Genomic DNA, 24,042 nt, shown 5'->3' on the forward strand with positions numbered 1-24,042 from the left:
CCCAGTCCCCAGTCCCCAGTCCCCAGTCCCCAGTCCCCAGTCCCCAGTCCCCAGTCCCCAGTCACCTACTCGTTTGGTGGTAAACCATACATGGAACGATATAGACTATCGTACTGTTTAGCAGATTCATACCAACTAAAGTTTTGATTCATACCCCGTTGTTGTAATTCTTGCCATTGGGGTTTGTAACGGAAACCTTCCCAAGCCCGAATCATACAGGTAAATAGGTCTAAAGGTTCATAGCGGTCAAAGCAATAACCTGTACCTGCGGTATTTACGGGGTCGTGGTGGGTGACAGTATCAACTAATCCCCCTGTACGGCGGACGATAGGAACAGAACCATAACGTAAAGCCATCATTTGACTGATACCGCAAGGTTCAAAACGACTTGGCATTAAGAAAGCATCAGTACCGGCATAGATGCGACGGGAAAGAGCATCATTATATAAAAGGTAGGTGGCCATTCTGCCAGGATAGCGGGATGCTAACTGCCACATTTGGGTTTCATAATAGCGATCGCCTGTTCCCAACAACACAAATTGAGCATCTGTATAAGCCATAAAGCGGTCAAGAATTTGGATCACCAAATCTAAACCCTTTTGTTCTACCAACCGGCTCACCATACCCATTAAAAAGGCACTAGAATTAACTTCTAATCCCATTTCTTCTTGCAAGGCAATTTTGTTAGCTTTGCGTTTGTCTAAGGTATCGGTAGTAAAAGTTTGATTAATGTATTTATCAGTTGCCGGATCATAAACATCCGTATCTATACCGTTAATAATCCCTGATAACTTGCCACTAATAAAAGACAATAAACCTTCGATTTCTTCACCGTAAGCAGGAGTTTTGATTTGTTCTGCATAGGTGGGGGAAACTGTATTTACCCTGTCAGCAAACTGCACCGCTGCGGCCATAGTGTTGTGTCCTTGCATATACCAGGGACACCAAGTAATTTTCCGTAAATACCATTCCCAAGGTCCTTGATAGGCAAGGTTATGAATAGTAAACACAGTGGTAATATCTGGATCTTGGTGCATCCATACCGGAATCATCCCTGTATGCCAGTCGTGACAGTGGATAATTTCCGGTTTCCAATAATTCCAGGCAAATTCCGCCGCACCGTTAGCAAATAAAGTGAAACGCCAATCTTCATCTTCTCCGGCATAAATACGACGGGGTGAAAAAGCAGGATGTCCAAATAAATACAAAGGAACATCAGTTCCAGGGAGGACACTTTCATAAACTGAAAAGTCCTGGAACATGGCAAAGCCTTTCCAAATTGGCTCTTTGGGAATTTCCATCTTATCTGGCAGAAAGCCATAATAAGGCAGGAATATCCGTACATCATGCCCCATTTGTCTGAGAACTTTTGGTAATGCACCGACAACATCACCCATTCCACCTACTTTGGCAATGGGAGCAGCTTCCGCTGCAACAAATAAAATTCGCATAATTATTGGTAATTGGTAATTGGTAATTGGTAATTGGTAATTGGTAATTGGTAATTGGTAATTGGTAATTGGTAAAGATAAAATTGATTACCCAGTCACCAGTCACCAGTCCCCATTCCCTTTATGATCCGCGTTTAATCTCGGTGAAGATTTCTTCTAAAATTTCAGTTGCACCTTGTTGACGTAAGGTATTGGCTAGTTGTGTTCCCAGTTGTTCTGCATCTTTGGCTAAACCAGTAACGGTATCTTTTACCAGTTTTTGACCATCTACACTAGCTACAATACCAGTTAGTGTTAAATTATCACCATTGATTTCTGTGTTGACACCAATGGGAACTTGACAACCCCCTTCTAAAGAGCGCAGAAAAGATCGTTCTGCTAAACAGCGATCGCGTGTTTGGGGATGTTGAATAGCTTTGAGAATGGTGATTAGTTCAGCATCATCAGCACGGCATTCTATACCTAAAGCACCCTGGCCAACTGCGTGCAGGGAAATATCAGGGGGTAAAATTTGGTGAATGCGATCGCTCATTTCCAATCTTTCTAAACCAGCTACGGCTAAAATCAAAGCGTCATATTCACCCGCATCCAACTTAGCCATGCGTGTGTTCAGATTTCCCCGCACATCTTTAAAGGTAAAATGGGGGAATTTATGGCGTAGTTGTGCCAGTCTTCTTAAAGAAGATGTACCAATCACCGCACCTGCTGGTAAAGTTTCCAGAGTTTGTCCTTTGTATTGCTCATGGAATACTACCGCATCGGCTGGATTTTCCCGTTCTGTAATTGCTGCTAGTGCCAAACCTTCTGGTAAGTTGGTAGGCAAATCTTTAAGGGAATGAACGGCAAAATCAATACTTTTCTCGATCATTCCCAGTTCGAGTTCCTTGGTAAATAATCCTTTGTCACCAATTTTAGCTAATGCTACATCCAGGATTTTGTCGCCTTGGGTAGACATGGTATGGACTTCAAAATTGATATCAGGATAACTTTTCTGAAGTTGCTCTCTTACCCAGTATGTTTGAACTAGAGCTAGTTGGCTTTTACGTGAACCAATACGAATAGTGCGTGGAGGGCTAGAAACTGAAGTCATAAAACAATTTGTCAAACCAGGCGATAAATTCACATTGATCTAGACTACCGCAGCAAGTGACTTACCGGATGGAATCACTCTCTTTACATTCGGTTACATTTTTCTTATATCAACAGCGGCTACCAGTTTGATAAAACGTTATGTATAACGTTATGTATATTTTTACATATTTTATTTTTCCGCATCTACCTATATGCAGATTTTTTTTAGATACTACAACAAAGATTGATGAGGACAAGCTCAATCAAAGAAAAAACAACCGCAGCAACACTAAAAAATCTCTGAAAATTTCTTCCCTTTCTGTCCTTTGCGCCCTTTGTGGTTCAATCATATCAAGTCTCAGATCATTTTATTTATTTCGTGAGATCAAAATAAATTTACACATTAAATTTACACATTGAGAAATTATAGTTATAGTTTAGGTAAAGGAATAGGAAACAGGAAAATAAATTGTAGTAAATCATCAGCCAAAGTAGTCTTGAGAGAGAAGTTGAAATTTTCAAGATATGCTAATATTCAATAATGAACAATGAACAATTGACCATTACTGAAACAATTATCAATTATCAATTATCAATTATCAATTATCAATTATCTCTATGATTCGTTCTGCTTGTTTAATTTTTAACCCAGTTGCCGGTCAAGGTGATCCAGACTTTGAATTAGAGCAAATTAGGTCAATATTAGAACCAGAAATTGATTTAGATATTTATCTCACCACTGAAGAAGTTGATGCTGATGAACTCGCACGTGCAGCAGTAGAAAGGGGAGTAGAAGCGATCATTGTTTCTGGGGGAGATGGGACATTATCAGCAGCAGCGGAAGCAGTAGTTAATACTGATATACCTTTTGGGATTATTTCACGAGGAACAGCAAACGCTTTTGCCGCAGCATTAAATATTCCTAATACAATTGCCGCAGCTTGTCAAACCATTTTACAAGGTAAAACTCGCACAGTAGATGTTGCTTATTGTCATGATCATCCAATGATATTATTAGCAGGTATTGGCTTTGAAGCAGAAACTGTAGAAAAAGCAGATCGAGAAACTAAAAATCGTTTTGGGATGATAGCTTATATCTTAGCTGGTATTCAAGAACTGGGAAATTTACAAAGATTTGCTGTGGAAATTGAAACAGAAGATAAGATCATTCAAACTCTTGCATCAGCGGTGACGGTAGCAAATGCAGCACCTCCAACTTCTGTTTTAGCTCAAGGACCTTCCGGGATTATTTATGATGATGGATTATTAGATTTAACAATAGTAGCTCCAGAAACTAAAACAGGTGCGATCGCTGCCACATTTCATTTATTCCAAACTGCTGCTACAGGTACACCAGTGAAAAGAGATGATATTGGTTATTTGCGAGCTAAACAATTTAAAATCACCACAAAACCACCGCAAAAAGTAGTTATAGATGGGGAAATAGTAGGTACAACTCCTGTAGAAATTAAATGTATCCCAGCAGGGTTAACGGTTTTTGTTCCTTATGTAAAAGAAGAAATTCCCACAGAAAAATTAGATGGTTTACCTAACCTAACTGTAGAAATAAAAGAGGAATCTACATAAAAAGTCAGGAGTCAGGAGTCTTAGGGGCGAAGCATTCGGGCGAATAATTATCAATTTTTATCACAATTTTATGGTATAGGGCAAAAAAATAAAAAATTTTAGATTTTAGATTTTAGATTTTAGATTGTGCTAAATGAAAACAATCCAAAATCCAAAATCTAAAATCCCAAATTCAGAACTTCTGACTTCTGAATTATTAACCTATGATTAACCTAAAAGTTGTTGTTTGAATGCACTAACTTTGTGGGATAATTCTTGTCGAGTTTCCGCTTTCAGGAGATAACGGAAGACAAACCACATAGCATAGAATATGCCAATTAGCTCAAAAATGGGAGCTAATAAAGGCACACCATTAACAGCATCTAAAACGGAGATCGCCACCTTAACCGTAACAAAGGCAGACAAAATTAACACAATTGTTAAGATAGCTTGCTGATTTTTAGCAAAAAAACTACCCACATAATTTGGTAGTTGATCTAATAAGTCAACTATTTGTGAGCTAATTCGTTGCCATTGACTGTTAGGCGCTTTAGCTGGTTGCAGTTTAGGCAAATTTCCAGTTTCTGCACCTTCAAGAGATAATACCCCTGGTGGTGAAACGGAAGTAGCAGAGTCTTGCTGTTGTTGAGTTTCCATAATGTTTGCCATTTGGCACAACAGTGTTGATAAGTGACTGGACGTAAATCAATATAACAGTCTTGACTCAGAATACCAAGTCAAAAATATTTCAGTTTGTATCTTGATTACTGAGGATTGACCAGAAAAACTTATTTCAGTCCATCAACTTAGAGATATTAACAGATATTAATTGTGAGCAGTTTTACCTTCCTGGTTGTGCGACTGTTGCATTAACAATTACATTTCTCACTCCATTAATTTCTTTAGCCAAAGGTTCAATTTTAGCTAACTGATCCTGATTATTTACAGTTCCTGATACAGTAACAGTACCATCATCGGTAGCTTTAACTGTTAATGCACCACCAGGAATATTAGCTTCTAACTTAGAACGGACTTCACTAGCTAAGTCTGCTGCTGTTCTTTCTGTACGATCAGTAGTTAGCAGATTTCGTTCTTCACGAGCGCGAATATCAGCGTTGAGTTGTCTTCTGCGAAGTTCACTTTGAGCGTCTTCTTTAGCTTCTTGTCTGGTTTCTGCTGCTGGACTGACTGGAACTTCTCCTTCTCCCGGTTCAGGTGCAGTCACAGTTGTTTTAGCGGTATTATCACAAGCAGCACTAAAAAGTAAAAGTGAACCTATTAAGAATGAAGTTAACTTTTTCATTGGTTTATTGTTTGATTTTGATATAGCAAAATTCAGGAGGCAGGAGCAAAATTTAAACTGTTAATTTTATTGCTCCTCAAATGTGGTGAAACTAATGGGAATTAAACTGTTTTTTGGCGATGGTCAATAATAATTACTGGTGCTTCTCCAGCAAAATCACCATGAACGGTTTCTGTAGGTTTGACAGTTTCAAAACTGCGTTGATGTTCACTCGGTTGATATTCGTTGACATCACGGGCATCATAAATATCAAATTCTTCAATTCCCAAACCTTTGAGGATAGTTTCAGCCTGGTGAATTTGTACTTGAGTACCATCAACAATGATTAAATAATGACCTCTTTGGAAGCGATCGCTATAAACTCGCGCTCTTTCTTCAGGAATACCTAAACCAATTAACCCCCCTGCAATACCTCCCACTGCTGCACCGACAACACCACCGGTTAAGGTTGTGGCTAAAGCAGTTGCTACCGCACCACCAGCCATGACAGGTCCAACTCCAGGAATTGCTAAAGTTCCCAAACCAACTAATAAACCACCTATACCACCAATTGCACCACCTGTAGCAGCACCGGCTTTTAGTCCTTCATCTGCTTTATTACCCTCTAAATTCCTTTTTTCACTGTTGTCTGTGTCTTTAGCAATAAGGGAAACTTGGTTCATGGGAAAACCTGCATTTCTCAAGTCTCTGAGTGCTGTTTCTGCATCACGACGATGGGAAAATACACCAACTGCTCTTTTAGTAGTTTGTAAAGGTGCTGGCGAAGGTGCTTTTACATGACCATTTGCTTCGTAAACTTGCCATTGTTTAATTCCATGTCGGTTGAGAATAGTTGCAGCCCGGTGAATATCGGTATCTGTACCACCAGCGATAATGATATAGTCTCCTTGATGGATGCGTTCGTTGTAAAACTGAGTTTGATGATCGGGAATATTAAAACGAGTAGACTCAAAGCGATCGCTCCAATGAACACCCCCAAAAGCATCTCTGTGTTGACGTTCTCTGTGTATTAAAGCAATTTGGTTCAAGGGAAAACCTGCATTTCTTAAATCATTAATAGCAGTTTCCGCATCTTGCAGCAGTGAAAAATAGCCAATTGCATATTTAAGAACAGTCGTTTCTCTATGAACAGTTGTTTCTTTAGGAACAGTCGTCTCTCTAGGAACAGTTGTTTCTTTAAGAACAGTTGTTTCTTTAGGAACAGTTGTTTCTCTAGGAACAGTTACATCCTGATGAACAACTTCTGTAGTTGGTTGTTTACCATCCGGTTGATCATAAACTTCAAATTCTTCTATTCGCCAATGATGCAGAATTTCTTTAGCTCTAGCAATTTCCGCATCTGTGCCATCAATAATGACTAAATATTCTCCTCTCTGTACTCTATCATGATAAATTTTGGCTTTTTCTTCGGGAATTCCTAAACCAATTAACGCACCAATTAAACCTCCCGCCGCGGCACCAATACCAGCACCAGCAAGGGTTGTTATTAAAGCTGTAGCTGTAGCACCAGCCAACATAATTGGACCGACTCCGGGAATAGCTAACGTTCCTAGTCCTACTAATAAACCAGTTATACCACCTAAAACACCACCAGAAATTGCCCCAATTGTTGCACCTTCTTCCGCCTGATCACCAACTTTCTCACGGACTTGATGACCAGCAATTTCTTCATTTTCGTGATGTCTAGCGATAACAGAAACTCTTTCCATTGGAAAGCCTGAATGTCTCAATTCATGTAGCGCCTGTTCAGCATCATGGCGATCTGGAAATACGCCTACAGCACGCCTATCTATACCTATAACCATGCTTTATATTCCTCCAACAGCAAAACAGAAATCTTTTGATATTCCTGTTATTTTTGAATGACTTTAAGGCCATAACTCTATTACTACGTTTTTGAATGCAAGTATCATCAATCTCTTGGATGAAGTTATATTTATGCCATTGGTTATAAGAAAATCGAGTGAGCCGTGGTATTACCTGCACAAATAGCTAAACCAGAAGACTTTTATACTTGGGGTGTAGCAGCAGCAGAAAAAGGTAATCTCAAACAGGCTATTGATTATTTTAGTCAAGCGATCGCTCTCAAACCAGACTATGCAGGTGCTTATTTATCCCGTGGTGTAGCTATTTAGGGGTTGCTGAGAAAGTCTTTCCGTGAGGGCATAGGAGTCAGGAGTCAGGAGTCAGGAGTCAGGAGTCAGGAGTCAGGAGTCAGGAGTCAGGAGTCAGGAGTCAGGAGTCAGGAGTCAGGAGTCAGGAGGAGATTTGAAAATTTCTTTGCCATCTCTTGAAATCCCCAAAAATGCACATTCCGGTATACCCTTCAAAACCCTTGCACTAATTTCTGTGTTTATCAGCCTCTAACCTTTGATATATCAAGGTTTTAGGTTTATTCAGCAAACCCTAAATAGAATCATAGGACTTACGCCAAAAGGAACAAAAGTAGGGGTAATTCATGAATTACCCCTATGCAAGAATAAAGTTTTCAGTAGATTGCCAATCAATAAACATCAGGTAAAAATGAATGAATGTCAGGAAAATTTATGAATTTTCCCCACAAAGATTTTAAATAATCAAAAACTGAAAAAGTGCAAGCTTTTATGATATGGGAAATCAAAAACCTTGCATTTACAGCACATTCTTAATTCCCACAAATAACTTTTTCAGCAACCCCTATTTATCGTCATTAGCAATACCTAAACCCACAATTCCCAAACAACATAAACCATAATATAACTCTGGTTCATTACCACATTTACCATCTTTTTGATCTTGTCTTACACTTGATTTTGTTGCCATTTTCAAACATTGACTATAAGCTTTTCCTTTACTTGCTAATGCAGGAGTTACTAAACCAAAAGTAAAGAATGCAGGAATGATTAAATACAAAAATGATCGACGATTGAATAAACGAGAACTTCTGCGCTGTAAATTTGCCGATCCTAATCTTACATTTAAATTTTCCTGTTGACGTGGTTTTTGAGATGCTAAATTTTCCGCAGCTTGTCCACACTCTGTAAATCGTTGACGGGAAAGTTGAATTGCTGTATTTAAATCCTGTTCTAAAAAAGCTTTTTTGACATATTCAGAACAAGAATCACCACCATGCAAAATTCGATGAGCGCAACAATAACCCTTGTAAGGTGAGAGATGTTTTTGATAAAAGTTAATACCAAAAACCGATATTTTACGGATTAATTTATTAAACATTTCCATGACTAACTCAATAAATAAAAGAAGACATCAATATTATTAATCTAAATTAATAATCTAAATTAATAATCTAAATTAATAATCTAAATTATTCATGTATTAATCTAGATTATTGATGTAGTTATCAAGACACCTTAATTAGGACATTTTTCTCTGCTAAACTCTTTCATCTATTCCCAATTCCCAATTCCCATGAGAATACTTTTTTAGCAAATCCTAATTATTAATATCTTCGATCTGCTTTTTAGCACGGGAAATAGCTAAACCATTATCAATAGGCGCAATTAAACTAGCAATAGAACCAATAGCAAAACCTCTTTCCATTGCTTCTTCTTCTGTAGAGGAAGATAATCCAATTATTGCACCTGTTACACCAAGACTCAAACCCAGCCACAACAGTGCTTTCCAACGTCGTGTGTAACAATATCCAGCAAGGGGAATCAATAAAGATAATAAAACTGCAATGGTTATATTTAAACGAGAAAGCCGCACAATTTTATCTGCTTTTTTCCGTTCTTCTTGTTCATTAATTGCATCTAAAGATTGACGCAACAGTTTTTTATTGTCATTATTTTCTCCCATAACAGATATTCCTTCACCCTGGCGGTAGTTTTGTTTACATCTCCTGTAACAACATACTCGCAATTTTCTCGTGATTCAATGCTTCTCATGCGAATGAGGAAAATCTTCATTTAAGCAGTAGATCCCGGACTTCTCAAAGAAGTCCGGGATCTGATAGTGGGTTTCCATTAATTCCACTTCTTGTTAAGGAAGCGGTGCGCGTCCTGATCTTCCAGCGTGGATGGCTGGGGTGTTTCCATTAATTCCACTTCTTGTTAAGGAAGCGGTGGCACATTTGAGCCGAAAGATTCTCTCGTAATTCAGTTTCCATTAATTCCACTTCTTGTTAAGGAAGCGGTTCTGCAGAGAGCTTGGTAGGCTGGGCTGCAAACCCGGCCATTTTTTGCTTGCCGACGGCGGCGTTTAGCTGCTGCCAAGCGATGTTGAGCCTTGCGGGAAGCTTTAGCAATTTTGTTTCTCATAGACACAGAAGGAGCGACCTTCTTAACGCTCTTAATTACTAGTTTCCATTAATTCCACTTCTTGTTAAGGAAGCGGTCTTCATAGGTATTGACTGTTAGTAAACCACTAAGGACAGTTTCCATTAATTCCACTTCTTGTTAAGGAAGCGGTTGCGTCTTGCCGCGCCAACTTTAATCTGTAAATATAACGTTTCCATTAATTCCACTTCTTGTTAAGGAAGCGGTTGTCTTTGCTAAACTTAGCTATTGAAGCAGGAGTTCCTCAAGTTTCCATTAATTCCACTTCTTGTTAAGGAAGCGGTTTGAGCAGCGCATTGCTGATCTTGAGCAGGAAGAACGTTTCCATTAATTCCACTTCTTGTTAAGGAAGCGGTTTTCATGGTCTTCAGGAAATATTCTCAAGTAGAAAATACGTTTCCATTAATTCCACTTCTTGTTAAGGAAGCGGTGAGAATTGCTGCTCTAAAACAAGAGGAGCAAGAAAACCTCCAAGTTTCCATTAATTCCACTTCTTGTTAAGGAAGCGGTGTCCCCATCTCTGATATGAGTGCTAGTAATTTTTTGCTACTAGCTTGGTTTCCATTAATTCCACTTCTTGTTAAGGAAGCGGTGAGTGCCCCTACGGCACGACTTAGGCGACCACGTAGCTGTTTCCATTAATTCCACTTCTTGTTAAGGAAGCGGTAAGAAATTCAAGAGTCTATTAACAAAGCAAATCTTGCTAAGTTTCCATTAATTCCACTTCTTGTTAAGGAAGCGGTAGAGCTTGTTGTTGGTGTACCAGTAAGAGTTACCCAAAAGTTTCCATTAATTCCACTTCTTGTTAAGGAAGCGGTGACATGATTGAACGGATTTATAAAAGTAGTTCACCTGACGTTTCCATTAATTCCACTTCTTGTTAAGGAAGCGGTTTACACAAGGATGCTGATCACGCGCCACTATGTTGTTTCCATTAATTCCACTTCTTGTTAAGGAAGCGGTTTGCGGGTAGGCTTGCATCCCTGGTTCAATGCCAGCCTGCTCCAGCCCCTGCTCCAGCCCCTGCTCCAGCTCGTTTCCATTAATTCCACTTCTTGTTAAGGAAGCGGTACAAGAATTAATCAACTATATAAGCTTTTGTGAAGGCTTGTTTCCATTAATTCCACTTCTTGTTAAGGAAGCGGTTCAGTTTCTATAGAGGATGTACTCAACATCTCTTTAGGAGTTTCCATTAATTCCACTTCTTGTTAAGGAAGCGGTGGGCTCAGGAGTGGTTTCTACCCACTCCTTTAGGTAGTGATACAGTTTCCATTAATTCCACTTCTTGTTAAGGAAGCGGTTAAGCCGGGCTGAATTTCCACACCCAAAGCTTCACAGTTTCCATTAATTCCACTTCTTGTTAAGGAAGCGGTGCGGTGGCACCCCTGCCACTGCAAGAGGCTTGGTTAAAGTTTCCATTAATTCCACTTCTTGTTAAGGAAGCGGTAAGAATACTCTTCCCTAGCTCTCCGCACCTTGTCTCCTTGTTTCCATTAATTCCACTTCTTGTTAAGGAAGCGGTACAACAAATAGAAGAACGTATTTCCTTACCTGCTCAGGTGTTTCCATTAATTCCACTTCTTGTTAAGGAAGCGGTAGCCACCATTATAAACCCTTACCCTGCCTACTGTCTAGAGGCAATTTTCGGCCGGGTCTAAAAAAAGAGTCAACCAGCACCATAAACCATGATGTTAAAACACCTGAAACCCTTACCCAGCAAGGGATCGGCAGGGTCAACGAAAGAATCAACATTTGCACCCCCTCCCCTACCCGGCCGCAAAAAAACCATTACTAACAAAAAAATTCCTTATTCGCATGAAACCCCCTTACATTACCTGGCAATTAGGTCTATTTTAAAAAAATCATCAACTCACAAAAAATATGTACATTTCTCATCGTGCGGCTTTAGTCAGAAATTTAGGAGTCGCTATATTTAATGGGTCAATTACACTTATAATCCTATTAATTGCCCCATTAGGATTAGCAGCAGTTATTGTCAATACATTATTAGTTACCTTGGCTAGTTTTATAAATGCTACAGCATCTGATAAAATTGTGGTTTTTTTACAACCAACTCACATCAAAAATATGATAGCAGAAATCATTTCTCAACAATCAAAAATAATTAATCATTCTTAACAACATTAGAAAAAAATTTGTACTCAAACTAAAGATCAATTTTTGTAATCAATAATCTTACCCTTAACCGACTATGCGAACATTATATATTTCCCGTCAAGGTTGTTATATCTCTCTCAAAGCAGAAACCTTAATAGTCAAACAAGGAGAAACAATACATGGAGAAATTCAATTACCGCTATTAGAACAAATATTAATTTTCGGTAAATCACAAATGACTACTGAAGCAATTCGTAGCTGTTTATGGCGAGATATTCCTATTGCTTATTTATCGAGAATGGGATATTGTTATGGGCGATTAATGCCCATCGCTAGAGGATATCGTCAACTTTCCCGTTATCAACAACAATTAACAACAACCGATAAATTAATAGTAGCTCAAAATATAGTCGCAGGTAAATTAAAAAATAGCCGGACTTTTCTACAACGTCAACAACGACGCAATCCCTCAACAACTACAGAAATGGCTATTAAAAGTTTAGCTGTATTAATTCAAAAAGCACGGGAAGCAGAAACAACAGAACGATTAATGGGATTAGAAGGTGCTGGTGCGGCTCAATATTTTTCCGCTTTTGGAGAATGCTTAAATCATCCTAATTTCATATTTTTAGCCCGTAGTCGTCGTCCCCCAGGAAACCCCGTTAATGCTATGTTGAGTTTTGGTTATCAAATTCTGTGGAATCATATTTTAACATTAATAGAAATCCAAGGATTAGATCCCTATTATGCTTGTTTGCATCAAGGAACAGAACGTCATGCAGCATTAGCTTCTGATTTAATAGAAGAATTTCGCGCTCCAATTATTGATTCTTTGGTGTTGTGGTTAATCAACAGTAAAATTATGGATGATACTCAAGATTTTGTCTATCATGATGGTGGTTGTTATCTCAATAATCATGGTAGGGAAAAATATATAAAATACTTTCTCCAGAAATTAGAGGAAGATGTACAAAATCAAAAAGGTGAAAATCAACCCCGATGGGATTTAATGACTCAACAAATTAAAATTTTTAAAGAATTTGTCTATCAACCTAGTCAAGTTTATCAACCTTATCAAATTCGTTAATTTTTAAATGTTATTTTATGTAATAGTTTATGATATTCCTGACGATAAACGTCGCCAAAAAATCTCAGAATTATTAGAAGGATATGGTCAAAGAGTTCAATATTCAGTTTTTGAATGTCTGCTCAATTCACAGAAATATACAGAATTAAAACAACGATTAGGTAAAGAAATCAATTCCCTGGAAGACAGTATCAGATTTTATCCATTAAGTAAACATACATTTAACCAAATTGAAACTTGGGGAGAACCACCCGTAACAGAAATTCCAGGTTCTATTATTATTTAAATTATTTAAATTATTTAAATTATTTAAATTTCTTGATAAATAAAATATAGATAATATTCAGATACGGGATCAATACTGTTCGGTTAAGAGTTTTTGTAGGTTGGGTTAAGCGATAGCGCAACCCAACAAAAGCTGATAAATGTTGGGTTTTGTTCCTCAACCCAACCTACAGAATTTTATTTTTTGGGCTTAACCGAAAAGTATTGGATACCGGATTTCTTCAAACAATGCAGAAGCTAATAAATTCAGGATTTATGCAAAAGGGAACAAACGTAAGGGTAATTCATGAATTACCCCTACGCAGGAATAAGGTTTTCAGTCACATCTTGCGTAAGTCCTAAAATTATAATCTTGTTTATTTAGTGTATTATGGCTGATAAATAGTTGATAAGTATAAGTTGCTAAAATGAAAATACAAGTCAGTCAATTTACAGTTAACAAAAGATTCCCGTTAACAATAAGTAGAGGAACAACAACACAAACAACAAATATCAGCATCAAAATCATCGAAAACGACATTGAAGGATGGGGAGAAGCATCACCCTTTGGTGTGGGAAATCACCGTCAAACCACCGAAATGATCACAGATGCCTTGCAAAAAATCACCCCTGTGTTAGAATTATACAATCCTTGGCAAAGACAGGAAATTGAAACAATTTTAACACAGTATCAAATCCCTTCCGCAGCCAAGGCAGCTATAGACATGGCGTTGTATGATTGGATGGGGAAAAGTGTAAATTTACCATTGTGGAAAATGTGGGGACTAAATCTCAATAAAATAGTACCCACATCCGTAACCATAGGTATTAACTCCCCAGAAGGTGCAGCAACCAGAACCAAAGACTGGTTAGAATATATGGATGTGAAATTATTAAAAGTGAAATTAGGAGCAAAAGAGGGAATAGAAGCAGACAGAAAAATGCTCTTAGCAGTGAAAGAAACAGCACCAAAAATAGATTTATTTGTAGATGCTAACGGAGGTTGGAGTTTAGCAGATGCAATTTCTATGTCTCTGTGGTTAGCAGATTTAGGGATAAAATATATAGAACAGCCATTACCAAGAGGTGAAGAAAATAAATTAGCCACCCTGAAAGAACATTCACCTTTACCCATCTTTGTGGATGAAAGTTGCTTTACCAGTGTGGATATTCCCCCCTTAGCAGATTATGTAGATGGAATTAATATTAAACTCATGAAATCTGGGGGTTTAAGTGAAGCTTGGAGAATGGTAAATACAGCCAAAGCACATAATTTACAAGTGATGTTTGGCTGTTATTCTGATAGTTCATTAGCCAATACAGCAGCTTCCCAACTTGCACCATTAGCAGATTATTTAGATTTAGATAGTCATTTAAATTTAATAGATGATCCTTTTGTGGGTGCATCAGTTGAAAAAGGACGAATTTTACCTAATAATTTACCAGGTTTAGGAGTACAATACAGTGCGTCTGCCACTTAATAAAAAGATAGCAATTTTATTGCATGAAGGACTGAGTGGAACTCAGGGAAAAACCGGTTTATCCATTTTACGCTATAGTGAATCACCGATAGTTGCAGTGATAGATCGGGAATGTGTAGGTAAATCTGTATCAGAGTTAACAGGAATAAAACGTGATGTTCCTGTTGTGGGTTCAGTGAGTGCGGCTTTGCAATATCAACCAGAAGTTTTAGTTATTGGTATTGCTCCCAAAGGTGGGATAATTCCTGATCATTATTGGCCGGATATCAAAGATGCTTTGAAAGGGGGAATGTCTTTGGTTAATGGTCTACACACACCTTTAGGGAATATACCAGAATTAAATGCTCTCTTAAAACCAGGTCAGTTAATTTGGGATGTGCGAAAAGAACCTGCTAACTTAGAAATAGCTTCCGGTTTAGCGCGGACTCTTCCCTGTCGTCGGGTGTTGACGGTGGGAACAGATATGGCCATTGGTAAAATGTCTACCAGTTTAGAATTACATCGTTCTGCAAAATTACGGGGTTGGAAGTCGAAATTTTTAGCTACTGGTCAAACTGGGTTAATGTTAGAAGGGGATGGTGTAGCGTTAGATGCAGTGCGGGTAGACTTTGCTGCGGGTGCGGTGGAACAGTTGGTGATGCGGTTTGGTAAAAATTACGATATTCTGCAAATAGAAGGACAAGGTTCTTTATTACATCCTGGTTCAACTGCAACTTTACCTTTAATTCGGGGTTCTCAACCTACACATTTAATTTTAGTGCATCGAGCCGGACAAACTCACAATCATAATAATCCTCATGTTCCGATTCCTCCTTTACCGGAGGTAATTAAAATGTATGAAATTATTGCTAGTGGTGCGGGTGCGTTTGCTAAAGTTCCGGTAGCGGGGATAGCTTTAAATACTAGAGATTTAGATGAAGTTGCTGCTAAAAATGCGATCGCCCAAGTTACAGATCAAACAGGTTTACCTTGTACAGATCCGGTGCGATTTGGTGGTGAGTTGTTATTAGATGCAGTGATGGGAAGTTAGTTTAGAGATAATTATGAGTTTTTGTAGGTTGGGTTAAGCGATAGCGCAACCCAACAAAAGCTTATAAATGTTGGGTTTCGTTCCTCAACCCAACCTACAGAATTTTATTTTTTGGGCTTAACCGAAAAGTATTGAGATGCAGTGATGGGAAGTTAGTTGAGAGATAATTAGGGGTTGCTGAGAAAGTCTTTCCGTGAGGGCATAGGAGTCAGGAGTCAGGAGTCAGGAGGAGATTGGAAAATTTCTTTGCCATCTCTTGAAATCCCAAAAAATGCACACTTTTTCCGGTATACCCTTCAAAACCCTTGCACTAATTTCTGTGTTTATCAGCCTCTAACCTTTGATATATCAAGGTTTTAGGTTTATTCAGCAAACCCTAATTATGAGATGATTTAGATCCCCGACTTCTTGAATAAGTCAATAAGTTAGGGATCTAAATATTTTTCTGAATCAGGATGTCTGGTTACTGAGCGAAGTCGAAGTACAGGATTTCAGGATTTTCAGGATGAAAACTGAGATTTTATTTTAAATTACTATTAAATTACTATTAAATTACTATTAAATTACTATTAAATTACTATTTAATAAACCTCATCGTGGCTACCAATATCAATTAATAAAATAACCATTTCTAACAACTGCTCATCCTCAGATAAATTAAAAATAATTCTACAATCATAAGTCACAGAACAAGACCAAAAACCCGCTAAATCTCCTCCTAATTTATGAGACTTTAAAGATGGTGTGAAAGGATCATCTGCTAATAGCTGTAAGACATCAATAATCTTATTTTTTAATTGTGGATTTTTCTTGATAATCTTTTTAAAAGATCGCTTAAATCCACTACTCCAGACAACTTCCATCATCATCTCCTAGTAAGTCAGCGATCAAATCATCTACACTTCCCCTTTTAGCAGTACCATTGTTAAATGCTTCTGTTACTTCTTTTGCATTAGCTAAAATTTCTAAACGACGGTTTTCAATTCTTTGTTGACGGAGAAACTCAAATAAATACTCTCTGTCTTCTGTTGATAAGTTTTCAATAGAGTTGATAATTTCTTGTAGAGTCATCATATAAAAATACCTCCCTACTATAAATTATATATCAATTAGACCTCTCCAAAATAAAATGTATTAATTTGTCATAAGTTGTAGGGGCGAAGCGAAGCCTTTAGGCGATAATTTAACGGAAAAATCAGACATCTAAAAATCCCATAATCTTCGACCTGCCCCCATAAATAGGTTCTATAATTTTTTTCTGGAGATGTCTATTAGATAATATACAAGTTAGTTTATCTTGCAAATTTTCTCAGTAATTTTCATAATATAATTTATAAGCTGTTGTGCATTTAATTTGTATAAGTGGAACAGGCAAGATGCCTGTTCCACAAGAGTTCAGAATATTAGGATAATACAATTTAGCTGTGTAACAGCTTAATACAATCAATATAGTATAATTACAGCAGTTTGAGATCAAAATTTAGTTATCCACTCGTTATCCACTCGTTCCCAGTCTCCAGACTGGGAATGGAAACCTAGAGGTTCTACCTCTATAAAACCTAAATTCTCAAACCATAGGAATTAAGAGAAGTTTTCTTACCCAATATCCAATCTAATTGTTTTGGTAATAATGCTGCTAAATTATAATTATTGACTATTGTTTTTCTTGCTGCTGCACGAATAACTTTCATATCTTCTGCATTATCCAAAGCTAGATTTACCTTTTCAGCAATTTGTACAGGAGAAAAGAAATCTGCCAAAAGTCCATTTTTACCATCTTCAATGATCTCTACAACTGGGGGAGTGTTGGAAGCTATGAGTAAACATCCTACAGACATTGCTTCTAACATTGACCAGGATAAAACAAAAGGACGGGTTAAGTAAATATGGGCTGAGGAAGCTTGTAAAAGTTGTAGATATTCATGGGTAGGCAGTCTACCAGTAAAATGTAATCTCGATAAATCTAAATCTAGACTTTCTAACATTAACTGTTTATAGGTTTTCCCATCAGCAAGATGTTTACTATAAAATACCTTATCTTCCCCATCAACTACAATATGACAATTTGGGCGCTGTTGTTGAATTAATGCTACTGCTTCCATAAACTGAGGAAAACCCCGATAAGGTTCAAAACCTCTTGCTGAATAGGTAACTAATTCTGTGACGTGGGAAAGATCCAAATTGATGCTAGGTAAAAATAATTTAGTATCTGGTTTACTGATAAAGTAATTAGTATCAATGCCATCGTGACAAACAGTGATTTTATGATGATATTCTTGGGGAAATTGTTGACGCTGCCAGTTAGTAGGAGAAAGTCCGCGATCGCAATGGTATAAATCCAGTAAAATCGGTGAATTTTTTACCCTAATACGACATATATCATCTACACTTAATGGATCACAAGGATCAAAACCTGCATCTGAACCGCGACTATGATAAAACCATTCAAAGAAACATAATAATTCTGCTTGGGGAAAAACTTCTTTTATAAATAAAGTTAGTCCCCAACCAGAATGACCATAAATGATATCTGGAATAAAACCTTGATTTTTTAATCGTTGTGCCATCCGATATACTGCTTGTCCGGTAAGAACTGCATTTTCTAAATTGCGAATATAATAATGTGTTTGACTTGCTACTGTGCGGGAAGGTTGATAAATTACCTTCTGTACACCTGGTATATGTCCTTGTTGATTATTTGTGGCAAATACCACTTGATAATTCTGATCTTGTCCTAAAGTTTTAACTAAGTGGCGAAATTGTCCGGGGAAGTTGGGATGTAAAAATAAAATGCTTTTCATATTTCCGGTAGCATTTTTCATACAATTTGAATATGCTTGTTTTAGCCATATAATTAGGGTTTGCTGAGAAAGTCTTTCCGTGAAGGCATAGGAGTCAGGAGTCAGGAGTCAGGAGTCAGGAGGAGATTTGAAAATTTCTTTGCCATCTCTTGAAATCCCAAAAAATGCACACTTTTTCCGGTATACCCTTCAAAACCCTTGCACTAATTTCTGTGTTTATCAGCCTCTAACCTTTGATATATCAAGGTTTTAGGTTTATTCAGCAAACCCTAATTATGATTTCAAAAATATTTTATTTGAGATTTTTTAATATGGAAGTTTTGAGGCGTTTTTGGAGGATATTTAAATCATATTTTCATAATTCAATTACAAATTCTTTATTAACAGACATGAAGCATGGGAAGTATGGGTGGCATGGGTAGCAAGGGAGTCACCCATCACCCATCACCCATCACCCATAACCATCTATCTAACTTCTTTCAAACTCTCAACCTGCTTAGTAAACATCTCCGTAAATAAACTCAACACACTCCGTTCCTCACGCACCTTAATATTAGCAGTAATAGACATCCCCGACTGTACAGGAATGTTTCTACCGTGAGCATTTATCGTCTGACTATCTAAACTAACTTTCGCTGGAAATCTATAATATTGATAAGTCTGATCAGGAGGTAAAGCATCCGATCCGATATTAATCACTTTACCTTTAATATCTCCAAACTCACTAAAAGGAAAAGAATCAACTCTCACATCTACCTTCATTCCTTCCCGCACAAAACCAATATCTTGATTGGTGATAAATACCTCCGCTACATATTTATCATTAGGTACAATCTGTAATAATTTCTCGGTAGGATTAGCGACAAAACCAGGATTTTTCGCTTGCAGATCAAATACTATCCCACTTACAGGAGCGCGAAGTTCTTGATATTTGACATTTAATTGTGTCTGGGAAATTCTACTATTAACATCTGCCAATCTTTGCTCATTTTCCAAAATAATTCTCATGAATTGGCTGTCAATTTCCGCAATTCGCTTTTTATTATTGGCTATCTGATCTAAAACATTTTTATCTGTCACCGCTACAGTATTCGTTACTTCCTCCTGTCCTCTTTTAATATCAAACTCTAGGCGTTTTTCTTCTTCTCTCAATTGTTCTATTTCTGCTTTCAGAGTTTGTACTTGTTGTTGCTGATTCAGATATTGTAATTGAGAAATCCCCCCTTCTTCTGCTAGGGTTTTAACTTTATCTAAAATTTGTTGTTGAATTGCTAAACCATTTTGAGTATCTTTGATCTTGACTTTGGTTTGCGATAGTTGCTTTCTGATTTTTTCAACTTCTAATTGTGCTGCATTAGACCGAGATTCTAATTCTTTTCTGGCAGCTAGGAGGCGTTGTTGTTCATCAATTCCACCACTTATTCCTGGTGTAGAATTTCTTAATTGAGAACGCAATAAATCATTGTCAGCGACTAATGAGGCTCGACTTTTCAGGAGAAAAGCTGTTTCTGGTGGCAAGTTACTGCTTAAAAAATTCAATTCTGAGGTGATACCGTTACTTGCACTCATCAAGCGACGATAAATATCGTTTTCTTTAATTAAAGCAGCACGAATCTTGTTTAAGGAACTTAACTCAGCTAAGGTGGCAACGGATTCAAATGTTAAGAGCAAGTCTCCTTTTTTTACTTCTTGTCCATCTTTCACATAAACAGATTTGACAACACCACTAATAGGAGCTTGCACTTCTTTTACTGTTCCCTCTGGTTTTAACTGACCGGTCGCGGGAACTACTTGTTCAATTTTGGCATAATAAGCCCAACCCACTCCAAAACAAGCTATAACCATCAGGGTGATCATGATGGTACGTGACCAAACTGGTGATTGACGTAAAACTATAGAGTGTTCAAAACTATCTTGATAAGCTACAGAATTTAAAGAGTCTGTTCTTGCTTTTTTGGCAGATGTCAGCAACTGTACACTACTTTGTTTTTTTCCGTTGCCATTACCGTTACCGTTGATATGATTACCATTATGTTGAGTCATAACAATTTTAGATTTTGGATTTTAGATTTTGGATTTTAGATTTTGAATTTTAGCGTCAGGAGTCGTAGGGGCGAAGCATTCGGGCAACAAATGATCAATTTTATGAACAGGTTATTTTCCTGTAAGGGCGAAGCATTCGGGCAACCAATTATCAATTTTAGCAACAGGCTATTTTCCTGTAAGGGCGAAGCATTCGGGCAACCAATTATCAATTTTAGCAACAGGTTATTTTCCTGTAAGGGCGAAGCATTCGGGCAACCAATTATCAATTTTAGCAACAGGCTATTTTCCGAATGCTTCGCCCCTACTTCACCCGTACAGGAGTCAGGAGTTATTAATTTTGGATTTTGGATTTTGGATTTTGGATTGTTTTTCTTAACTCCAATCTAAAACCTAAAATCTAAAATTTCCTTCCCCTATTCCCTATTCCCTATTCCCTATTCCCTATTCCCACTGATAACTGATAGCTGATCACTAATAACTAATTACAAATTAACTTCTTGTTGTTGATATAGGTAGAAATAATGACCTTTAGCAGTCATTAATTCTTGATGATTACCTTGTTCTATCACCCTACCGCCATCCATAACAACGATTGTATCTGCATTACTAACAGTATTGAGACGGTGAGTAATAAAGAAGACTGTTTTACCTTGAAAAGCTCTAGCTAAGTTGAGGCATATTTGTCTTTCTGTGGGATAATCTAAGGCGCTGGTAGCTTCGTCCAAAACTAATAATTTAGGTTTTTGTAAAATGGAACGAGCGATCGCTATCCTCTGTCTTTGTCCTCCAGAAAGATTAGAACCTTTTTCCCCTACTCTGGTGTTATAACCATTGGGCAAATTCATGATAAATTCATGGGCAACTGCTATCCTGGCCGCTTCGATAATTTCTTCTGTAGTTGCATCAGGATTAGTCAATGCAATATTTTCTTCTACAGTACCATCAAACAAAAGCGGATCTTGCGGTACAACCCCAATTTGTCTGCGTACTGAATAAAGTTCTACTTTGCTGATGTCGTAACCATCAATCAAAATTCTGCCAGACTCGATGTTATAAAGTCTTAGCAGTAATTTCATCATTGTGCTTTTACCTGAACCACTTTGTCCGACGATACCGACAAATGTACCAGAGGGAAAATCAAGACTCACATTGTTTAGTTGCAGTGGTCCACTGGGAGCAAAGCGGAAGCAAACATTTTCATATTTAACAGCACCCATGATCCCAGGTAAGGGAATATTATCTTTGTCTGTTTCTGCTTCTTGGGGTGTGTCCACAATATCACTTAATCGCTCTAAAGATAAACCAGTTTCTTGGAAGTTTTGCCAAAGTTGTGCTAACCGCAAAATAGGACTAGTCACATAACTGGAAATAATTCTAAAGGCGATTAATTCCCCTAATGTTAATTCTCCTTTTAATACTAAATAAGCTCCTACCCACAAAACTAATAAGCTACTGAGTTTGTTGAGAAACTGACTGGTAGAATTAGCTAAAGTGGAAGTGATGACTGTTTTAAAACCTGCGGATACAAACCGAGCATAACGTTCTTGCCAGGAAAAACGCGATCGCAATTCAATATTTTGCGCCTTTACTGTTTGAATACCTGACATTACCTCCACTAAATAAGATTGAGTTGCTGCATTACGTTCTGCTTTGGTACGTAATTGTCGGCTCACCGTGGGGGCGGCAATTAATGTAATCACCACAAATAGGGGAATTGTTCCCAAACCCACTAAAGTTAATTGCCAACTATAAAACAGCATCACGATGATATAAACCACCGAGAATACTGCATCTAATACCACTGTTAAAGCTGTCCCTGTGAGAAACTGACGGATATTTTCTAATTCATTGATGCGAGTTGCTAGTTCACCCACAGGTCTACGTTCAAAATAACGTAAAGGTAATCTGAGTAAATGGTCAATAATTTGTGACCCTAAGCTCATGTCAATGCGGTTGGTTGTATCCACAAATAAGTATGTCCGCAATGTAGTTAGTATTGCTTCAAATACACCCACTGCTAATAATAACACCCCTAAAATATTCAGGGTATTAATACTATTTTGAACAATGACTTTATCAATGATTAATTGAATAACCAAAGGATTAGCTAAAGCAGCTAATTGGACGAAAAAGGAAGCGATAAAGACTTCTATTAATACCCGACGGTGACGTGATAGATAAGGTAAAAACCAACTTAACCCAAAGCGTTGTTGCGGTGTTTCTTGCGTAGCACCGATAAGTAATACCCGCAGTTGTGGTTGTAATGTGGTTTCATCAGTTGCTATTTCTTCCAGTAGTTTGCTTGGTTTGCAATTAATTATTCCTTTTGATGGCACAGCTAAAACTACTGTATTTTCATCTACTGCATAGATCACAGCATAGCTATCTTGATATTGAATTAGTGCTGGTGTAGGAATGCGTGTAATTGCAGTGGCGGGAATATCTACTAATTGGGATCTCAGTCCAATTAATTCTCCCACATAAGCACAAAGTTGAAGGGATATATTACCATGACGTTTAATGTTGTCGTTTAAAATCCGACGTACTACTTCTTTACGCAAGGGAACTTGTAAATGCTTGGCCAGCATTTGCAAACAAGCCAAGGTAGAATTTATTTCCCCCTGTCCACGAAAAAATGGGTATTGTTGGTGGTGTTTTTTCTCTGATGGTGTTTGGCGTTGGGAAGGAATAACTTCTTCTACTGTGGCGTAGGGAATTTCTATTTCATCTGTGTTTTGTTGTTGATTATATGTTAGTTCTGCCTCTACTAGTTCTGGATTGAGGAATGATAAATCTGGGGGATTGATACCTAATAACCGTGCTGGACTGCTCCCTGTTACTTCGATCATTCCTCTAGTATGACTAGATTCTAACGGAGAATTAGGGGGAAAATTAGCTACTGTACCACCACTAACAAACCAAATTTTATCACTTTCTAGTTGTGTAAAAGAGGATTTTCCTGGTGGTAGGTAATGAATTTTTGCCTCTGATAAAATTTCTTGACTGATGTCTTTGAGATTTAAATTGGCATTAGCTTGTTGTGCTAACAGTGGGCTGAGAATATCAAATACTTCTGAGATGTCACTACAGTTTTGACGATCATTAGCAAAGGCTGGATTTTGGCGTAGTAGACTTAAATAATCTGCTGTACTCAAGGTTAAACAAATCACTTCTGTGGATGCGATCGCTGTTTCACAAGCAATCTGCCGCATCAAACTAATTTCCCCAATTATTGCTCCTGGTTCTAGGATTTTCAGGGTAATTGGTAATTGGGTTTGGGGGTGATATCCCAACAGTCTCACTTTTCCCTCGTACAGAATCGCTATTCTATCTGGTAGTTTTTCTTTACCAATGATTTTTTGTCCTATGCGATAGCGTAGAGCTTGTTGTTGTGATAGTAAATTGCGTCTTTCCTGGGCTGATAGTTGATCAAATCCTGCAATACTCTGGAGAAATTGATCAAAGGATTCGCTATTATAAGTCATATTTATTCGATTTAATAATCTGCTGTTTGTTATTTATCCGGGATTCATGGATTAGAAAAAGC

General features: G+C 37.7%; 19 protein-coding genes, 1 pseudogene and 2 CRISPR repeat arrays. Of the genes and pseudogenes, 7 read left to right on the top strand and 13 right to left on the bottom strand.

The features are described 5' to 3' along the window. Window positions 1–65: 65 nt before the first annotated feature. Window positions 66–1,451 carry a glycogen synthase GlgA gene (gene glgA / locus H6F47_RS13700; protein ID WP_096565451.1) on the bottom strand — a complete coding sequence of 462 codons (1,386 nt, stop codon included), beginning with the start codon at window positions 1,449–1,451 and terminating at the stop codon, window positions 66–68. A gap of 121 nt (window positions 1,452–1,572) precedes the next feature. Further along, entirely contained in the window at window positions 1,573–2,541 is a 969-nt protein-coding gene (gene hemC, locus H6F47_RS13705) for a hydroxymethylbilane synthase (protein WP_096565449.1), read from the bottom strand. Window positions 2,542–3,140: 599 nt separating this feature from the next. Between hemC and H6F47_RS13710 the strand changes: the two genes are divergently transcribed. Beyond that, entirely contained in the window at window positions 3,141–4,109 is a 969-nt protein-coding gene (locus tag H6F47_RS13710) for a YegS/Rv2252/BmrU family lipid kinase (protein WP_096565447.1), read from the top strand. Window positions 4,110–4,316: 207 nt separating this feature from the next. Here H6F47_RS13710 and H6F47_RS13715 read toward each other — a convergent pair whose 3' ends face one another. From H6F47_RS13715 to H6F47_RS13725, 3 genes are all read right to left on the bottom strand, one after another. Next, window positions 4,317–4,757 carry a CAAD domain-containing protein gene (locus tag H6F47_RS13715; RefSeq protein WP_096565445.1) on the bottom strand — a complete coding sequence of 147 codons (441 nt, stop codon included), beginning with the start codon at window positions 4,755–4,757 and terminating at the stop codon, window positions 4,317–4,319. Between the two features lie 172 nt (window positions 4,758–4,929). Continuing rightward, on the bottom strand, window positions 4,930–5,391 hold the full coding sequence (locus tag H6F47_RS13720; protein WP_096565443.1) for a BON domain-containing protein: 462 nt from the start codon (window positions 5,389–5,391) through the stop codon (window positions 4,930–4,932). Between the two features lie 101 nt (window positions 5,392–5,492). Further along, window positions 5,493–7,196 carry a histidine kinase gene (locus H6F47_RS13725; protein WP_190347185.1) on the bottom strand — a complete coding sequence of 568 codons (1,704 nt, stop codon included), beginning with the start codon at window positions 7,194–7,196 and terminating at the stop codon, window positions 5,493–5,495. Window positions 7,197–7,367: 171 nt separating this feature from the next. On the opposite strand from H6F47_RS13725, the pseudogene H6F47_RS13730 reads away from it, so the two are divergent. Next, window positions 7,368–7,520 (top strand): annotated as a pseudogene (locus H6F47_RS13730) (tetratricopeptide repeat protein); the annotation flags it as partial. 547 nt (window positions 7,521–8,067) lie between these two features. On the opposite strand, the gene yidD reads toward H6F47_RS13730, so the two are convergent. The 3 genes from yidD to H6F47_RS13745 all read right to left on the bottom strand — a co-directional run bounded on the left by yidD (window position 8,068) and on the right by H6F47_RS13745 (window position 9,650). After that, a complete protein-coding gene (gene yidD, locus H6F47_RS13735; RefSeq protein ID WP_199291168.1) occupies window positions 8,068–8,604 on the bottom strand; it encodes a membrane protein insertion efficiency factor YidD in 537 nt (178 codons plus the stop codon). Window positions 8,605–8,823: 219 nt separating this feature from the next. After that, window positions 8,824–9,189 (bottom strand): hypothetical protein, encoded by a 366-nt coding sequence (locus tag H6F47_RS13740; RefSeq protein ID WP_096569834.1) that lies wholly within the window; start codon window positions 9,187–9,189, stop codon window positions 8,824–8,826. 299 nt (window positions 9,190–9,488) lie between these two features. Then, window positions 9,489–9,650, bottom strand: a complete 162-nt coding sequence (locus H6F47_RS13745; protein WP_190649602.1) for a hypothetical protein — start codon at window positions 9,648–9,650, stop codon at window positions 9,489–9,491. Between the two features lie 41 nt (window positions 9,651–9,691). Further along, window positions 9,692–10,631: a CRISPR direct-repeat array (repeat unit 36 nt; unit sequence GTTTCCATTAATTCCACTTCTTGTTAAGGAAGCGGT). Window positions 10,632–10,703: 72 nt separating this feature from the next. Then, window positions 10,704–11,265: direct repeats of the CRISPR family, unit length 36 nt; unit sequence GTTTCCATTAATTCCACTTCTTGTTAAGGAAGCGGT. Between the two features lie 284 nt (window positions 11,266–11,549). On the opposite strand from H6F47_RS13745, the gene csx18 reads away from it, so the two are divergent. The 5 genes from csx18 to H6F47_RS13770 all read left to right on the top strand — a co-directional run bounded on the left by csx18 (window position 11,550) and on the right by H6F47_RS13770 (window position 15,648). Beyond that, window positions 11,550–11,807, top strand: coding sequence for a CRISPR-associated protein Csx18 (gene csx18, locus H6F47_RS13750; RefSeq protein ID WP_096569836.1), 258 nt, complete (start codon window positions 11,550–11,552; stop codon window positions 11,805–11,807). 73 nt (window positions 11,808–11,880) lie between these two features. Continuing rightward, window positions 11,881–12,873: a CRISPR-associated endonuclease Cas1 gene (gene cas1 / locus H6F47_RS13755; RefSeq protein WP_096569838.1), complete on the top strand. Its 993-nt coding sequence runs from the start codon at window positions 11,881–11,883 to the stop codon at window positions 12,871–12,873. A gap of 7 nt (window positions 12,874–12,880) precedes the next feature. Next, window positions 12,881–13,159: a CRISPR-associated endonuclease Cas2 gene (gene cas2, locus H6F47_RS13760; protein WP_096569840.1), complete on the top strand. Its 279-nt coding sequence runs from the start codon at window positions 12,881–12,883 to the stop codon at window positions 13,157–13,159. Window positions 13,160–13,565: 406 nt separating this feature from the next. Further along, window positions 13,566–14,618 (top strand): dipeptide epimerase, encoded by a 1,053-nt coding sequence (locus H6F47_RS13765; protein WP_190346986.1) that lies wholly within the window; start codon window positions 13,566–13,568, stop codon window positions 14,616–14,618. Next, window positions 14,602–15,648 carry a DUF1611 domain-containing protein gene (locus H6F47_RS13770; protein WP_190649604.1) on the top strand — a complete coding sequence of 349 codons (1,047 nt, stop codon included), beginning with the start codon at window positions 14,602–14,604 and terminating at the stop codon, window positions 15,646–15,648. Before H6F47_RS13765 ends, H6F47_RS13770 begins: the two co-directional genes overlap by 17 nt. A 581-nt stretch (window positions 15,649–16,229) precedes the next feature. Here H6F47_RS13770 and H6F47_RS13775 read toward each other — a convergent pair. From H6F47_RS13775 to H6F47_RS13795, 5 genes are all read right to left on the bottom strand, one after another. Continuing rightward, entirely contained in the window at window positions 16,230–16,511 is a 282-nt protein-coding gene (locus H6F47_RS13775; RefSeq protein ID WP_137669284.1) for a type II toxin-antitoxin system YafQ family toxin, read from the bottom strand. Beyond that, complete coding sequence (locus H6F47_RS13780; protein WP_190649605.1) at window positions 16,492–16,722, bottom strand: hypothetical protein; 231 nt, start codon at window positions 16,720–16,722, stop codon at window positions 16,492–16,494. The genes H6F47_RS13775 and H6F47_RS13780 overlap by 20 nt, the downstream gene beginning before the upstream one ends. Before the next feature lie 485 nt (window positions 16,723–17,207). Further along, window positions 17,208–18,449 carry a glycosyltransferase family 4 protein gene (locus H6F47_RS13785; protein WP_190649620.1) on the bottom strand — a complete coding sequence of 414 codons (1,242 nt, stop codon included), beginning with the start codon at window positions 18,447–18,449 and terminating at the stop codon, window positions 17,208–17,210. A gap of 465 nt (window positions 18,450–18,914) precedes the next feature. After that, a complete protein-coding gene (locus H6F47_RS13790) occupies window positions 18,915–20,492 on the bottom strand; it encodes an HlyD family efflux transporter periplasmic adaptor subunit (RefSeq protein WP_190649608.1) in 1,578 nt (525 codons plus the stop codon). Window positions 20,493–20,977: 485 nt separating this feature from the next. Continuing rightward, complete coding sequence (locus H6F47_RS13795) at window positions 20,978–23,980, bottom strand: peptidase domain-containing ABC transporter (RefSeq protein WP_190649610.1); 3,003 nt, start codon at window positions 23,978–23,980, stop codon at window positions 20,978–20,980. Window positions 23,981–24,042 lie beyond the last annotated feature (62 nt).

This window comes from Sphaerospermopsis sp. FACHB-1094 (assembly GCF_014696195.1).
GTDB lineage: Bacteria > Cyanobacteriota > Cyanobacteriia > Cyanobacteriales > Nostocaceae > Sphaerospermopsis > Sphaerospermopsis kisseleviana.

Excerpts from the sequence above, each read along its gene's own strand:
- H6F47_RS13720 (WP_096565443.1), bottom strand. The coding sequence starts at position 5,391 with ATGAAAAAGTTAACTTCATTCTTAATAGGTTCACTTTTACTTTTTAGT.
- csx18 (WP_096569836.1), top strand. The coding sequence starts at position 11,550 with ATGTACATTTCTCATCGTGCGGCTTTAGTCAGAAATTTAGGAGTCGCT.
- H6F47_RS13790 (WP_190649608.1), bottom strand. The coding sequence starts at position 20,492 with ATGACTCAACATAATGGTAATCATATCAACGGTAACGGTAATGGCAAC.
- H6F47_RS13740 (WP_096569834.1), bottom strand. The coding sequence starts at position 9,189 with ATGGGAGAAAATAATGACAATAAAAAACTGTTGCGTCAATCTTTAGAT.
- glgA (WP_096565451.1), bottom strand. The coding sequence starts at position 1,451 with ATGCGAATTTTATTTGTTGCAGCGGAAGCTGCTCCCATTGCCAAAGTA.
- H6F47_RS13775 (WP_137669284.1), bottom strand. The coding sequence starts at position 16,511 with ATGGAAGTTGTCTGGAGTAGTGGATTTAAGCGATCTTTTAAAAAGATT.
- hemC (WP_096565449.1), bottom strand. The coding sequence starts at position 2,541 with ATGACTTCAGTTTCTAGCCCTCCACGCACTATTCGTATTGGTTCACGT.
- yidD (WP_199291168.1), bottom strand. The coding sequence starts at position 8,604 with ATGTTTAATAAATTAATCCGTAAAATATCGGTTTTTGGTATTAACTTT.
- H6F47_RS13710 (WP_096565447.1), top strand. The coding sequence starts at position 3,141 with ATGATTCGTTCTGCTTGTTTAATTTTTAACCCAGTTGCCGGTCAAGGT.
- H6F47_RS13785 (WP_190649620.1), bottom strand. The coding sequence starts at position 18,449 with ATGAAAAGCATTTTATTTTTACATCCCAACTTCCCCGGACAATTTCGC.
- cas1 (WP_096569838.1), top strand. The coding sequence starts at position 11,881 with ATGCGAACATTATATATTTCCCGTCAAGGTTGTTATATCTCTCTCAAA.
- H6F47_RS13795 (WP_190649610.1), bottom strand. The coding sequence starts at position 23,980 with ATGACTTATAATAGCGAATCCTTTGATCAATTTCTCCAGAGTATTGCA.
- H6F47_RS13745 (WP_190649602.1), bottom strand. The coding sequence starts at position 9,650 with ATGAGAAACAAAATTGCTAAAGCTTCCCGCAAGGCTCAACATCGCTTG.
- H6F47_RS13765 (WP_190346986.1), top strand. The coding sequence starts at position 13,566 with ATGAAAATACAAGTCAGTCAATTTACAGTTAACAAAAGATTCCCGTTA.
- cas2 (WP_096569840.1), top strand. The coding sequence starts at position 12,881 with ATGTTATTTTATGTAATAGTTTATGATATTCCTGACGATAAACGTCGC.
- H6F47_RS13780 (WP_190649605.1), bottom strand. The coding sequence starts at position 16,722 with ATGATGACTCTACAAGAAATTATCAACTCTATTGAAAACTTATCAACA.
- H6F47_RS13715 (WP_096565445.1), bottom strand. The coding sequence starts at position 4,757 with ATGGCAAACATTATGGAAACTCAACAACAGCAAGACTCTGCTACTTCC.
- H6F47_RS13725 (WP_190347185.1), bottom strand. The coding sequence starts at position 7,196 with ATGGTTATAGGTATAGATAGGCGTGCTGTAGGCGTATTTCCAGATCGC.